At 44.3% G+C, this 13,509-nt stretch carries 9 protein-coding genes and 2 pseudogenes; 9 read left to right on the top strand and 2 right to left on the bottom strand.

What is annotated here, in order from left to right:
- Positions 1-42: 42 nt before the first annotated feature.
- Positions 43-1,959, bottom strand: coding sequence for a sulfite reductase, ferredoxin dependent (gene sir, locus AC6IZ0_RS10165; protein WP_497725965.1), 1,917 nt, complete (start codon positions 1,957-1,959; stop codon positions 43-45).
- 367 nt (positions 1,960-2,326) lie between these two features.
- On the opposite strand from sir, the pseudogene AC6IZ0_RS10160 reads away from it, so the two are divergent.
- Positions 2,327-2,641, top strand: a pseudogene (locus tag AC6IZ0_RS10160) (DUF6444 domain-containing protein); the annotation flags it as partial.
- Positions 2,642-2,815: 174 nt separating this feature from the next.
- Here the strand turns inward: AC6IZ0_RS10160 and AC6IZ0_RS10155 are convergent.
- Positions 2,816-2,977: a hypothetical protein gene (locus AC6IZ0_RS10155; protein ID WP_271733248.1), complete on the bottom strand. Its 162-nt coding sequence runs from the start codon at positions 2,975-2,977 to the stop codon at positions 2,816-2,818.
- 127 nt (positions 2,978-3,104) lie between these two features.
- On the opposite strand from AC6IZ0_RS10155, the pseudogene topA reads away from it, so the two are divergent.
- From topA to AC6IZ0_RS10115, 8 genes and pseudogenes are all read left to right on the top strand, one after another.
- Positions 3,105-5,755, top strand: a pseudogene (gene topA / locus AC6IZ0_RS10150) (type I DNA topoisomerase).
- A 68-nt stretch (positions 5,756-5,823) separates the two neighbouring features.
- On the top strand, positions 5,824-6,417 hold the full coding sequence (locus AC6IZ0_RS10145; protein WP_497725964.1) for an IS607 family transposase: 594 nt from the start codon (positions 5,824-5,826) through the stop codon (positions 6,415-6,417).
- On the top strand, positions 6,302-7,465 hold the full coding sequence (locus AC6IZ0_RS10140; protein ID WP_497726037.1) for an RNA-guided endonuclease InsQ/TnpB family protein: 1,164 nt from the start codon (positions 6,302-6,304) through the stop codon (positions 7,463-7,465). The genes AC6IZ0_RS10145 and AC6IZ0_RS10140 overlap by 116 nt, the downstream gene beginning before the upstream one ends.
- 429 nt (positions 7,466-7,894) lie before the next feature.
- Positions 7,895-8,032 (top strand): hypothetical protein, encoded by a 138-nt coding sequence (locus AC6IZ0_RS10135; RefSeq protein WP_271733245.1) that lies wholly within the window; start codon positions 7,895-7,897, stop codon positions 8,030-8,032.
- 12 nt (positions 8,033-8,044) lie between these two features.
- Positions 8,045-8,515, top strand: a complete 471-nt coding sequence (aroQ, locus tag AC6IZ0_RS10130; protein ID WP_280801961.1) for a type II 3-dehydroquinate dehydratase — start codon at positions 8,045-8,047, stop codon at positions 8,513-8,515.
- Between the two features lie 143 nt (positions 8,516-8,658).
- Positions 8,659-9,753 (top strand): glycerol dehydrogenase, encoded by a 1,095-nt coding sequence (locus AC6IZ0_RS10125; protein ID WP_271733244.1) that lies wholly within the window; start codon positions 8,659-8,661, stop codon positions 9,751-9,753.
- Positions 9,754-9,765: 12 nt separating this feature from the next.
- The gene (locus AC6IZ0_RS10120; RefSeq protein WP_497725963.1) at positions 9,766-10,695 is read left to right on the top strand and encodes an ADP-ribosylglycohydrolase family protein; all 930 of its coding nucleotides are present in this window, start codon (positions 9,766-9,768) and stop codon (positions 10,693-10,695) included.
- Positions 10,696-10,941: 246 nt separating this feature from the next.
- Complete coding sequence (locus tag AC6IZ0_RS10115) at positions 10,942-13,494, top strand: HD family phosphohydrolase (protein ID WP_497725962.1); 2,553 nt, start codon at positions 10,942-10,944, stop codon at positions 13,492-13,494.
- Positions 13,495-13,509 lie beyond the last annotated feature (15 nt).

Below are 13,509 nucleotides of genomic sequence, written 5' to 3'. Positions count from 1 at the left end.
CATTATTACGGAGAGAAGGTTCAAAATATTTATTGAATTGATTTACACCAGATTCTCAAAGTAAGCTTCTAAGGCTTCATTCACCAACTCAGTCATTGGCCTGTCTTGACTATTGGCTGCTGCTTTCAGCTTATTATATACCTCATCGCGGATACTAACTCGATGGCGGGATTTACCGCTACTAGTAGCTTCAGGTTTGTAAGTATCCGTAAACTCACGTAGAGCAGCAAAACCGAGACGATGGCAAAAATCGCCAAAGCTTTCGCCGTATTCCCGAAAATTCTTAAAGTAAACGAAAATCGGCTCCAAAAAGCTTTCTATATCATTATGATGTAGCTTGTCTACATAAGGCTGCGCTAATCTTGTCTGATTTGGGGAACCTCCCAGCCACACTTGGTAAGATTCAGGAGCGCTCCCCACAAAACCTAATTCTGCCATGTAGGGACGGGCGCAGCCGTTGGGGCAGCCTGTCATCCTTACCACAAAATGCTCTTTTTGTAAACCTAGTTTATCCAATAACTGGCGAATCCGTTCTAAAATGCCTGGTATTGCCCGTTCAGATTCCGTAATAGCCAAACCGCAGGTAGGCAAAGCCGGACAAGCCATAGCATAACGTACTAGGGGTTCAATAGTGTTGGGATCATCAACGATGCCGCAACGGTGTAGAAGCTCCTGAATGGCTGACTTATTTTCTGGCTCAATATCGTAAAAAATGATGTTGTGGTGGGGTGTCAAACGCATGGGTAAGTTAAATTGATCCACAACTTGCCGCAAAGCAGTTTTGAGTTGAAAAGAACCCTCATCTTTAACTCGACCATTCTCTACGGAAATGCCTAAAAATAGCTTGCCATCACCTTGTTCATTCCAACCGAGGAAATCGTAATATTTAAACTCTGGTAACGGTTGGAAGGCGGGGAGTGATTTACCGAAATACTCCTCAACTTGGGTACGGAAGTTATCTACACCCCACTCATGAATTAAGTACTTTAATCGCGCATGACGGCGCTCCGTGCGATCGCCATAATCCCTTTGAGTGGCAACAATCGCCTTAACTAAATCGTAAACATCATTTTTTTCCACATAGCAGATTTCATCTGCTACCCTGGCAAAGGTTTCTTCCTTATTGTGTGTCCTCCCAAAACCCCCACCAGCAAACACATTAAAACCTTCCAGTTCTCCCTGGTCATTAGTGATTACCACTAAGGTCAGGTCTTGGGAATATAAATCTACGGAATTATCACCAGGTACAGTCACCCCAACTTTGAATTTGCGGGGCATATAGTGAGTGCCATAGATCGGCTCTTCGCTACCATGAATAATAGTACCATTGCCATTGCGTTGTCGTGCGGCTTTAACTTCTTCGGTTTCTTCCCCACTAATGATTTTTTCGCCATCTAACCAAATTTCGTAGTATGCCCCCGTTTGGGGTGTCAACAAATCAGCGATATTATTGGCGTATTCCCAGGCATACTGGTACTCGGCGCGATTCTTGAAGGGTGCGGGTGGAGCCATGACGTTACGGTTAAGGTCGCCGCAAGCCCCCAGGGTCGAACCCATATTTTTTACTATACTAGCGATCGCTGCCTTGAGATTCTTTTTTAAAATCCCATGTAACTGAAAGCCTTGACGTGTGGTTACTCGTAATGTGTGGTTCCCGTATTGATCAGATAAATTATCTAAAGCCAGATACAACTGCGGTGGTATAAACCCACCGGGATTTCTAGTCCGCAGCATAAACTGATAATCTTTCTCCTGTCCCTTGACCCGGTTATCGCGGTTATCCTGCTGATAGGAGCCATGGAACTTGAGCAGCTGTACTGCTTCTTCGGTAAAATGAGTTGTATCTTCAAGGATTTGTGTAGCTACGGGTTCGCGTAAAAAATTACTTCTTTCCTTGATACCTTCTACTTTGGAAGGCTGATCACGCTTGGCAATTGGGGCAGGAGCAGATTTAACCATCAGAGTTGTTCTATTATTCTCAATAAGGCATCGGTGGACGCCGAACCATGTTTTCGGCTGAGTGATTCCCGGTAATCCGGTCGGCAATAGGAGGAATAATTTAATTTTAACACAGTAGGGTCTCTTCAAAATCTCTATCAAAATGGCGATCGCGGTTCACTTATTTAATCTCCTGCGTACTAAAAACTAATGTTCCCTTAAGCTTAATTTCTCGTGCCTTGTGACATGGCGAATTACATCCTTATCCGCAGAAACCTTAGAGGATGTTTGATAAGTTTTCAACCCTAATTTTCATCACATCTTTACCGTAAGGATTCAGGTGGTGGGGTATTGACAAGTGTGGTAAGGGAAGCAGAATATAGCAATTATGGAGAAAAACCTGCCACCAAAACTAGACAGTGAAACCTTGAAACAGTTGGCGACTTTTCAACTGGTAGGGATCATCATGGAGCAGGGGAAAACAATAGAGAAGCTAACAAGCAGAGTTGTAGAACTAGAACAAAAAATAGAGAAACTCAAAGTCAGTAGAGACTTAGACAGCACAACATCATCAAAACCACCATCGGGAGACATCCTCAAAAAAACCGAAAAAAAGCTCGAAGAGCCAGTAGAAGAGAGCCAGATAGCAAAACGGAAACCAGGAGGACAACCAGGACATCCGGGAAAAACCAGAATCGGATTTTTATTGGGACTCTAACTTAGATCGAGTGCGGGGATATTTGGGGGTATTCTCTCGACTGTGTTTTTTAAAAGTGGTTTAAACCTTACCAGATCTAATCAATGCAGAAATTAGGATACCACAAAAGCCATCACATTAAAATATTCACCTGATGAAACTTGAGGGGGATTTTATAAACTAGATTCGCCAATTCTGCCCTAGATAAGTTAAAGATTGAAATAGCTGGTGATTCATCGCCAGCATTTCCCCAACCCATCCTCTAGGAAGAACCGCGCCATTAGCTTGGTGTATTTTCATCTGGTGAGGACTAACGTGTGATAGCTTGCGTGGCGTAGCCATAGATTAAATCACAGCCCTAAGCGTGACGTTTTATCTTGACATTTCACCGATAGCTTGCATGGCGTAGCCATAATCACATCAATTTGACTGTTTAGCTAGCATAGCTACTCTTTTTCTTGAAATTTCCATGTCAACTCTCGTCATCGTCGAATCTCCGACCAAAGCTCGTACCATTCGCAACTACCTGCCAAAAAACTATCGGGTAGAAGCGTCTATGGGTCATGTCCGTGACTTACCCCAATCTGCCACGGAAATTCCCGCCGCTGTGAAGGCGGAGCCGTGGCCCAGCTGGGGGTAAATGTAGAAGCCGACTTTGAACCGGTGTATGTAGTCCCCAAAGACAAAAAGAAAGTTGTCACCCAGCTTAAAGAAGCCCTCAAAGAAGCAGATGAACTGATTCTGGCAACAGACGAAGACCGGGAAGGCGAAAGCATCAGTTGGCATTTATACCAACTCCTCAAGCCAAAAGTTCCGACTAAGCGAATGGTCTTTCACGAAATTACCCAAGAAGCTATTAAAAAAGCTTTGAAAAACTGCCGCAATATTGATGAGGAGTTAGTTCGAGCCCAAGAAACACGGCGGATTTTGGATCGATTAGTGGGTTATACCCTGTCTCCCCTGCTGTGGAAAAAAATCGCCTGGGGATTATCCGCTGGAAGAGTACAGTCAGTAGCTGTAAGACTTTTAGTCACCAAGGAGCGCCAACGGCGAGCCTTCCATGAAGGTACATATTGGGATTTAAAAGCTAACTTAGTGCAAGAAAAAACCGCCTTTGGCGCTGTGTTAGTGACACTGGGAGGAACAAAAGTAGCCACTGGTAGTGATTTTGACGCAGCCACAGGACAAATTGCCGCCGGGCGCAATGTCTTGTTACTCAACGAAGCCCAAGCGATCGCCCTCAAACAAAGGCTGACGGGCAAAACCTGGAATGTCAACAACATCGATGAACGGGCTGTAACACGTAAACCAGCGCCACCCTTTACCACTTCGACACTCCAACAAGAATCAAACCGTAAACTGCGTCTCTCAGCCAGAGACACCATGCGGATTGCCCAGAATTTGTATGAGCAAGGGTATATTACCTATATGCGGACAGATTCAGTACATTTGTCTGATCAGGACAATCACCGCCGCTCGTACCTGTGTAGAACAACTTTACGGTAAAAACTACCTCAGTCCCCAACCCCGGCAATACACCACCAAATCTAAAGGCGCACAAGAAGCCCACGAAGCTATTCGCCCCGCTGGGAGCACTTTCCGTACTCCCCAAGAAACTGGTTTAAGCGGTCGGGAACTGGCTGTTTATGACTTGATTTGGAAGCGTACCGTCGCTAGTCAAATGGCTGACTGTCGCCAAACCCAAATTACTGTACAGTTGCAAGTTGAAGATGCTGGCTTTCGTTCTGCTGGTAAGCGGATTGATTTTCCAGGATTCCTGCGTGCTTATGTAGAAGGTTCGGATGATCCAGATGCAGCCTTGGAAGATCAAGAAGTAATTTTGCCTAGTTTGAAAGTGGGGGATCATCCCAATTGTACCGACTTAGAAGCCGTGGGTCACGAAACCCAACCACCAGCTAGATATACCGAAGCCACCCTGGTGAAAACTCTAGAAAGTGAAGGTATTGGCCGCCCTAGTACTTACGCGAGTATTATCGGTACAATCATCGATAAGGGTTATGCCCAATTAGTAAGTAATGCCTTGATTCCTACTTTCACGGCCTTCGCCGTCACAAATCTTCTAGAAAAGTATTTCCCGGATATTGTAGACCCCAGTTTCACCTCCAAGATGGAACAAACTCTAGATGACATTGCCACAGGGGAGGCTAATTGGTTACCTTATTTACGACAATTTTATCTCGGAGACAAAGGTTTAGACACTCTAGTTAAAGAACAAGAACATCAAATTGATGCCACTCTTGCCAGAACGATAGTATTAGAAAATTTAGAGGCTAAAATCCGTATAGGAAAATATGGCCCCTACATCGAAATGGAGAATGATGGTACTGTGGTTACTGCTTCCATTCCCAAAGACCTCACACCATCTGACCTTGACCCCAAACAGGTAGAAATACTGCTGCGACAAAAAACCGCAGGGCCTGACCAGGTGGGTCGCCATCCTGAAACTGGTGAACCCATTTATCTCAAAATTGGTGCTTATGGTCCCTATGTGCAGTTGGGTGATAAAACAGAGGAAAATCCCAAACCCAAACAAGTTTCTTTACCCAAAGGTGTCACACCGGAAAATGTCTCTTTAGAGATGGCTGTGGGTCTGTTGTCTCTACCCCGGACATTGGGAGTTCATCCAGTCACAGGTGGTAAAATTAAAGCCAGTTTGGGGCGCTTTGGTCCTTATGTTGTTCACGACCAGGGTAAGGAGGGAAAAGATTATCGCTCCCTCAAAGTTGGTGATGATGTGCTGACAGTTTCCCTGGAAAGAGCATTGACGCTATTATCTGAACCGAAAAAGGGGCGCGGAACCAGCCGTAACAACTCCAAAACAGCTTTACGGGAATTGGGTATGCACCCTGATGAAGGTACGCCAGTAAATATTTATGATGGCCCTATGGTCCTTATATTAAGCATGGCAAAATTAATGCCAGCATCCCAGAAGGTCATTCGGTAGAGGATATCACCCTATCTACAGCCCTAGAATTATTAGCAGTCAAAGCCTCTACCAAGAAATCTACTCGCAAGACGACTAAATCTACCACATCTCGCACCAAGTCAACTGCTAAATCATCCCAGACTCGCACTAAAAAAAATGATCCAGAAGCTTAGAGGTTAGTCAATAGCTGATTATTTGCTAACAATAGATTATATATGCTCACAAATGCTCAGATAGCGGTATGGCTCATGTACCACTACGAGAAGCAGTCAAACAACTGGGAATGCACCCAAACACTTTAAGGAAGTACGCAGACAATGGCAAGATTGAAAGCATTAAAAACGAAGCAGGACAAAGACTTTTTCATGTCGAATCCTACCTCCGTGGTGCAACTAGAACCTCCTTTGTCTGCTACTGCCGAGTTAGTTCAACCAAGCAACGAGACGACCTTGGTAGACAAATCGCCTATATGCAATCACTCTACCCAGATGCCGAAATCATCAAAGATATCGGCAGTGGAATCAACTTTAAAAGAAAAGGACTGCAAACCTTACTGGACAGACTTATGCTCGGAGATCAGCTCACGCTTGTTGTTACCTGTCGTGACCGACTCGCAAGGCTTGGATTCGAGCTTATTGAGTACATGGTCGAGCAAAACGGTGGACAGGTCGTGGTTCTCAACAACACTGTACATTGTCCAGAGTCAGAACTTACCTCGGATCTTCTCTCCATCCTCCACGTCTTCTCTTGTCGGATGCACGGACTCAGGAAGTACAGTAAAAAAATCAAGGAAGATCCGGATCTTTCTCACAACCGAGCAGAAACAGATCGTTAAACAGTGGTTTGGTGTATCCAGGTTTGTTTACAACACCACCGTCAAACTGCTGCAAGACTCTAGCATTAAGGCTAACTGGAAAGCGATTAAGACTGACATAATGAACGGACTACCAGAATGGAGTAAATCAGTCCCTTATCTTAAATCAATCGCCATCAAAGATGCTTGTAAGTCTGTCAGCAATGCCAAGAAAAAGTTTAAAAACGGTGGTGGTGTTAGCAAGATTAGATTTAGGTCAAGAAAAGACACTGTACAATCTTGCTACATTCCCAAATCTGCCGTAAAAGACTTGGGGATTTACCACACTGTATTAGGTAAGGTAACCTTCAAAGAAGCCTTACCACAAAGCTTTGGCGACTGTCGTTTAGTATTTGCCTACCGTGATTACTATTTGACAGTTCCAGAGGATGTGCTGCAACAGAAGTCTGATAACCAAGGACGTGTTGTAGCACTTGACCCCGGTATCAGAACGTTTATCACCTTCTTTTCTGAATGTAGTTTTGGGGAAATTGGCACATCTGCTAATTTACAAATCCAGAAGCTGTGTTTTCGCTTGGATAAGTTAATTTCTAAATTCACTCAAGCCAAGTGCAAACAAAGAAGAAGAATGAAACTTGCTGCTAGTAGACTGCGAGGTAAAATCAAAAACCTTGTAGACGAATTGCACAAGAAAACTACTCGATTTTTGGTTGATAACTTTGACATGATTTTACTGCCCACCTTTGAAACATCCCAAATGTCTCAGAAGGCAAAGCGACGAATTAGGTCAAAGTCAGTGCGCCAAATGTTAACACTCTCTCACTACCGATTTAAGCAGTTCCTTAAGCACAAAGCTTTTGAGACTAATAAAGTAGTGATGGATGTGAACGAAGCGTACACATCAAAAACAGTCAGTTGGACTGGTGAAATCATCCCCAACCTTGGTGGTGCTAAATTCGTTAAGTCTCCATCTGATGGGCGGGTAATGAGCCGGGACATAAATGGTGCGCGAGGGATTTTCCTACGTGCATTGGTTGATACGCCCTCTCTTAAAGAGTGTATTTGTTAGTGAATGTTAGCAAAAAAGTATCGGATGTTTAGTCAGTCATGATTAGTGTATCAACTATTGTTTGACCCCTCCCTCACCTTTCCCTTTATCAGGGAAAGGGGACTGGATTTTATTGTTTTTTGTGTGGTCTGTGAGCGAAGTCCATAGCGATAGCGTGGCGTTAGCCATACCGTGTTGGGTGTGTTCCCCAATCCCTCGGTGTTCCGGTGTTCCATGTTCCCTGTGACTTTGTAGCCGGAGGTGTCAAAGGTCGTAATGTGATACTCTAAAAGGTAGGGTTGATGACAAAAGCCAATTTTAGAAGTAGTTCACTTCCAGGAAGGCTCGGTTGCTGTCAGCCTGTTCTCAATCAAGAGGTGCGAAAATACGCGAGTTACGCGTAGCCGTTAGTCACAATATTGAGGTAGTATCTCAGGAGCAGTCAGTTCAATGGACTATATAAATAAAGTGCTAGAAAAGCTGAAAGCGTTGGCACGCAAGCTCATTGAAGCTTTATTAAGCCCAGAGCCAGAGCCAGAACCGGAACTAATTCCGATTCCTGTCAATGAGCGATCGCGTCGTCGTTAATACCTGAAAAAATTGAACTCGTATTCGCCAATTATTAGTATTTTAGTACTGCACGGGCCCAATCTAAATTTACTAGGACAGCGAGAACCAGGAATTTATGGTTCCTTGACTCTAGCTGATATTAACCGCTTGTTAGAAGCAGAAGCTTTGAAGTTACAAGCGCAAGTAATTCCTGTGCAGTCAAATCATGAAGGGGCTTTGGTAGATCAGATTCATGGGGCTTTAGGAAAACATCAGGGAATTTTGATTAATGCGGGGGCTTATACCCATACAAGTGTGGCTTTGCGGGATGCGATCGCTGGTGTGAATATACCCACAGTGGAAGTACATTTAAGTAATATTTATCGCCGGGAAGATTTTCGCCACCATTCTTTCATTGCGCCGGTGTCTATCGGACAAATCAGTGGTTTTGGTGTGCAAAGTTATTTGCTGGGTTTACAAGCCCTCGTGGATCACTTAAGAAATCAAGTTAAAAAACATTAATTTTCCTAAAAAATTGTCATATTTTGCGGTAGGTAAAACTGTCTAGACCTAACCAGGCTTAAGATTGATTTGATAGGTATGAGGTAGCCCTAGTGTCGGCATGATTTAACCCGAAGATATGAAATAATTTTGAGGAGTAGCCCATGATTACTACTGCCATTTTCCCATCCCGATATGTTCAAGGTAGCAATGCTATCAAGTTGCTCGGTGAAGAATTAAGTCGTTTAGGTCGAAAAGCCCTTGTAATCATCGATCCCGTGATTTTTGGGCAATTCCAACCCTTGATTGAAGAGTTCACCGCGGGAAAAGTCGAAGTATATCTCCAAGGTTTTGGGGGTGAATGCTGCGATGGCGAAATTGATAAACATATATCAACAGCTACAAGTTATCAAGTAGATTTAATTGTCGGTGTGGGAGGGGGAAAAACCATCGACACAGCCAAAGCCACCGCCCATCAATTAAAACTTCCCGTCGCCATTGTCCCCACTATTGCCTCAACCGATGCCCCATGTAGCGCCCTATCAGTGATTTACACCCCCGAAGGCCTATGGGAACGCTATCTGGTCTTACCCCGCAACCCAGACTTAGTTTTAGTAGATACAAGTATTATCGCCCAAGCCCCTGTGCGCTTTCTGGTATCAGGTATGGGAGATGCCCTCGCTACCTGGTTTGAAGCAGAAGACTGTCAGATTAAACGCGCTAAAAATATGACCGGGCGCATGGGTCCGATAACTGCCTTTAGTCTCGCCCATCTGTGCTATGAAACCTTGCTGGAATATGGGGTTCACGCAAAAACCGCTTGTGAACAAAACGTAGTTACTCCGGCTTTGGAACGGGTGGTGGAAGCGAACACGTTACTGAGTGGACTCGGCTTTGAAAGTGGCGGACTGGCTGCAGCCCATGCCATTCATAATGGGTTTACAATGCTCGCAGAAACTAAAAAGTTTTGGCATGGTGAAAAGGTGGCATTTGGGGTACTGACAATGCTGATTTTAACCGATCGCCCAAGTGCGGTGATTGATCGCGTCTTTAGCTTCTGTGAAGCGGTGGGACTACCGACTACCCTAGCGGATTTAGGACTGGAGGGAGTTAGTCGCGATCGCTTATTTTTAGCGGCGCAACAAGCTTGTAGTGCCGGCGAAACGATTTATAATGAACCATGTGAAATTACCCCTGAAAGTGTCCTAGCGGCCTTATGTACTGCTGATGCGGAGGGAAAGCGACGGCGGCAATTGTAATTTTTTTTTATTATGCGCTACCCACTGATTAATCGGTTTAAAGGTACTTTATTAGGAGCATTACTAGGTCAGGTTTTAGCACAGGATGCCCAGAATTATCTTAGCTGTGATGTGAGCGAAATACTCCTTCTGGGTACTAAAAACTTAATAGAGCTAGGTAAATTAGATTTAGATAACTGGCCAGATCAGCATCCTACAGAACCTCCTGATTTAAACTGCACTGATAGCCTTCTGCTCAGAGCTATAATTGCCACATTACCAGTGGCACTTTTTTTTCATGATCACAGCACCCACCTACGACAAAACTTGCTGGAGATGTTGCCAATATGGGGCGGTGAACCAGTTGTCAGGGATGGCACACTAGCAGTAGGATACACCATAGCCAAATCTCTCACCGAAAAACTTGCTCCTCAAACCCTCATACCCGAAATCATCAGTTTTATTGGCGACACATCCACGCTGTTACCAGATAAATTAATAAAACTGAATAATTTATCAGAGCAAGCAGTTGGGTTAGAAACAGTACAAGCCGAATTTAGTAGAGAAGACGATGCGATTCATGCTATTGTTATGGCGTTTTACTGCTTTCTCAGCACCTTGGAAGACCTGCAGTTGGCAGTTTTGCGAGCTACTCACAAGGATAATACTAGGGAGGGAGAAACTGGAAATTTACATTTGCAAACCATCAGTATAATTACTGGTGCATTATCAGGGGCTTACAATAGTACCCTGGGTATTCCTGTAAAATGGCATGGTTTGTTATCCCCTGATAATTCCAGGAGTCCAGTGGTAGAATTAGCTGATGTACTGGTTGCTGTATGGTCAGGAGTGTATGATCCCGCTCTACATTTCAATGAGTATCCAGGGGAGGGATGTGTGAGACATGAAGAACAGACTGCGCTTTGCGTCTTTGCATCTCCTCGCGTTATTCAGTCCCGTTAAGATAATGGTCGCCGTTCCGTTTGTAAGCGCCAAATACCAGTTAATAAGTAGAAAATTTAGTATTTTTGTCCTCTCTAAAAATAACCTGATGTAGGTGGCTATGCTGTGTAACTGGCTTCAAGCAGATAGCATTACCAATCTTCTCATGAGCTTTGCCAATGGGCAAAGCGCGATCGCATCCACAAAACCTAGGGACTCTTTGAGGATTGTCTTGTTTTGAGTTATCAAAGTAAGCAACCGGAGATTATGAACAAGCAGAGATTTTCTCAATATTTTGACAACAGCGAACACCAAAAACCAGAAATAGCACTCAGAACAATGGCAAAAACGGTCAGAACTCGACGGGGTATTGACGCACTATATCCAAGCTGGTTGCATTCTCAGCGTTCCTCCGTGGTTCTGGCCGTCGCTGTCCTATCTCTGACTGGGGTTATGGGGCATAAACTATACAATCAACCGCAACTGACAGTAGGTACTCCAGCACCGGAAACCATCAAAGCACCCTATACTGCTAACATTGAGGATAAAGGACAAACACAAGCCAAACGCCAAGCCGCCAGTAAGGGTTCCATCCCAGTGTTGATGGTCGATGTCCACAAGACTGAAATAATCAACAATAATTTACACAAACTTCTGGAACAAGGCCAGAAAATTCGCACAGTAGCTGGAGTTTTTCCCTTTTTTGATACAACAGTTGTGTCTATTCCTACCCAGCATTATCTTCGTTCCTGTTCTATTGCAGAATGGAAAACCCTACTGGCAAGTTTAGGAAATAATAGCCCAAACCAATCAAGCTTGTCAGTTAACCCAAACAAAAGTAACCCCGAAAATACACACAGAAGCACCATAGCAGAAAAACTGCCCTTATTCCCATCATCTACTGGTTCACCGCTCCTCAGTTCCGGTAATCTACCCCTGTTTGTGTCTCCTGGTAATCAAAAACCCCTTAATCTTGCCCAGAACAGGGAGTTGGCTCAAGCAGTAGCAGAACTCAAAGCTTATCGTGCTACAACTTCAGCTAAAAATTTGGATTCACTCATATTGCAAACCTCCCAAGTGCGGCAAAAATATAGCCAAGCCAGAATCCAACTGTTACAGCAACAGTTAGCCAGTCCCCCGCAAGTTTACACTGAAACCACCCTGCTGCAATTATCAGATGACGAGTGGCAGCAAGCACAGGCAGGAATTCGCCAGAGCGCTGACAGAATTCTGGCTCAAGGGATTTCCCCAGGATTACCTTCAAGTATTCTAGAAAATGCGGTGAAGCTCAACATCCAGGAAGTTGTCCCAAAAAATGCCGAACCCTTGGTAACTAACTTCTTATTAGCCGTGCTGCAACCAAATCTCAAGACTGATGAGGAACAAACCAAACAACAAATACAGCAAGCATCAGATAGAGTATTACCTGTAATAGTGAAGGTAGAGCAAGGAGATCTGATTGTTACCAAAGGAGAAGATATTACTCAATGGCACTTTGATGTTCTGGAGCATTATCAATTAATTCGCCGGGAGAATAACTGGCGAGAATTGATGAAATTAGCCAGTATGATCACAGTAGCAATTGGCATTTTTGTTGTGGTAGGGAAAAAAATCAAGTATAAATTGCGGCAGCGCGATTACCTGTTAGTACTGCTACTTACCCTCACTACCCCTGCAGTAATCGCCCTTGGCTTACCATATACCACGTGGAGCGGCGTGGGTTTACTGTTGGGTAGCTTTTATGCACCTATTTTAGGTGCTACTGTTGTGGTACTGCTGTTGTTAATTCTACCAATGACAGTGGAAATCAGCATAATTTCGCTGTTAGCTGGTGGAGCGGCCGGAATATTGGGCAGTACCATGGCGCAAAAATTGCGATCGCGCGAAGAATTGGCATTATTGGGTGTAGCGATCGCCCTGACTCAAGGGGGTATGTACCTGATCATGAAGCTGCTCATCGGTGCGGTATTTGGCGCAGGTTGGTATGGCGTACTTCAGGGAGCAGGATTATTTGCATTATCTGGTTTAGCCTGGAGTATTGTGGCCTTGGGCTTAAGTCCTTATCTAGAAAAAGTATTTGATTTAGTTACCCCCATTCGATTAGCTGAACTAGCTAATCCCAATCGCCCCTTATTAAAACGACTGGCTACTGAAACCCCAGGAACCTTTCAGCATACCCTATTGGTAGCTACTCTGGCTGAAGCTGCTGCCAAAAAGCTCGGATGCAATGTAGAACTAGTAAGGGCTGGAACTCTGTATCACGATATCGGTAAAATGCACGATCCTCTGGGGTTTATTGAAAATCAAATGGGGGGGCCTAATAAACATGAAGAGATTCAAGATCCTTGGAAGAGTGCAGCAATTATCAAAAAGCACGTGAGTGAGGGGTTGGTGATGGCCCAAAGACACCTTTTACCCACGGCGATTCAAGCTTTCATCCCTGAGCATCAAGGAACAATATTGATTGCCTATTTTTATCACCAAGCACTAGAAATGTCCCGGGAAGACCCCAGCTTAATAGTAGATGAGGCAGATTTTCGCTATGACGGACCGATTCCCCAATCACGGGAAACTGGAATAGTCATGTTAGCCGACTCTTGTGAAGCGGCCCTGCGATCGCTCAAAGATGCAACTCCAGAACAAGCCTTAACCATGCTGAATAATGTTCTGCGTGCCAAATGGCAAGACAATCAAATGGTAGATTCAGGACTGACAAGGCAAGAAATGTCAGAAATCAGCCGTATATTTGTAGATGTTTGGCAGCAATTTCACCACAAGCGCATTGCTTATCCTAAGTTAAAGGTTAGTAACAATGGGTGAATCCTTAGTTAATCA

Source organism: Anabaenopsis sp. NIES-4685 (assembly GCF_059725405.1).
Note: the sequence above shows the minus strand (reverse complement) of the source record. Positions and strands in the feature narration are given on the sequence as shown.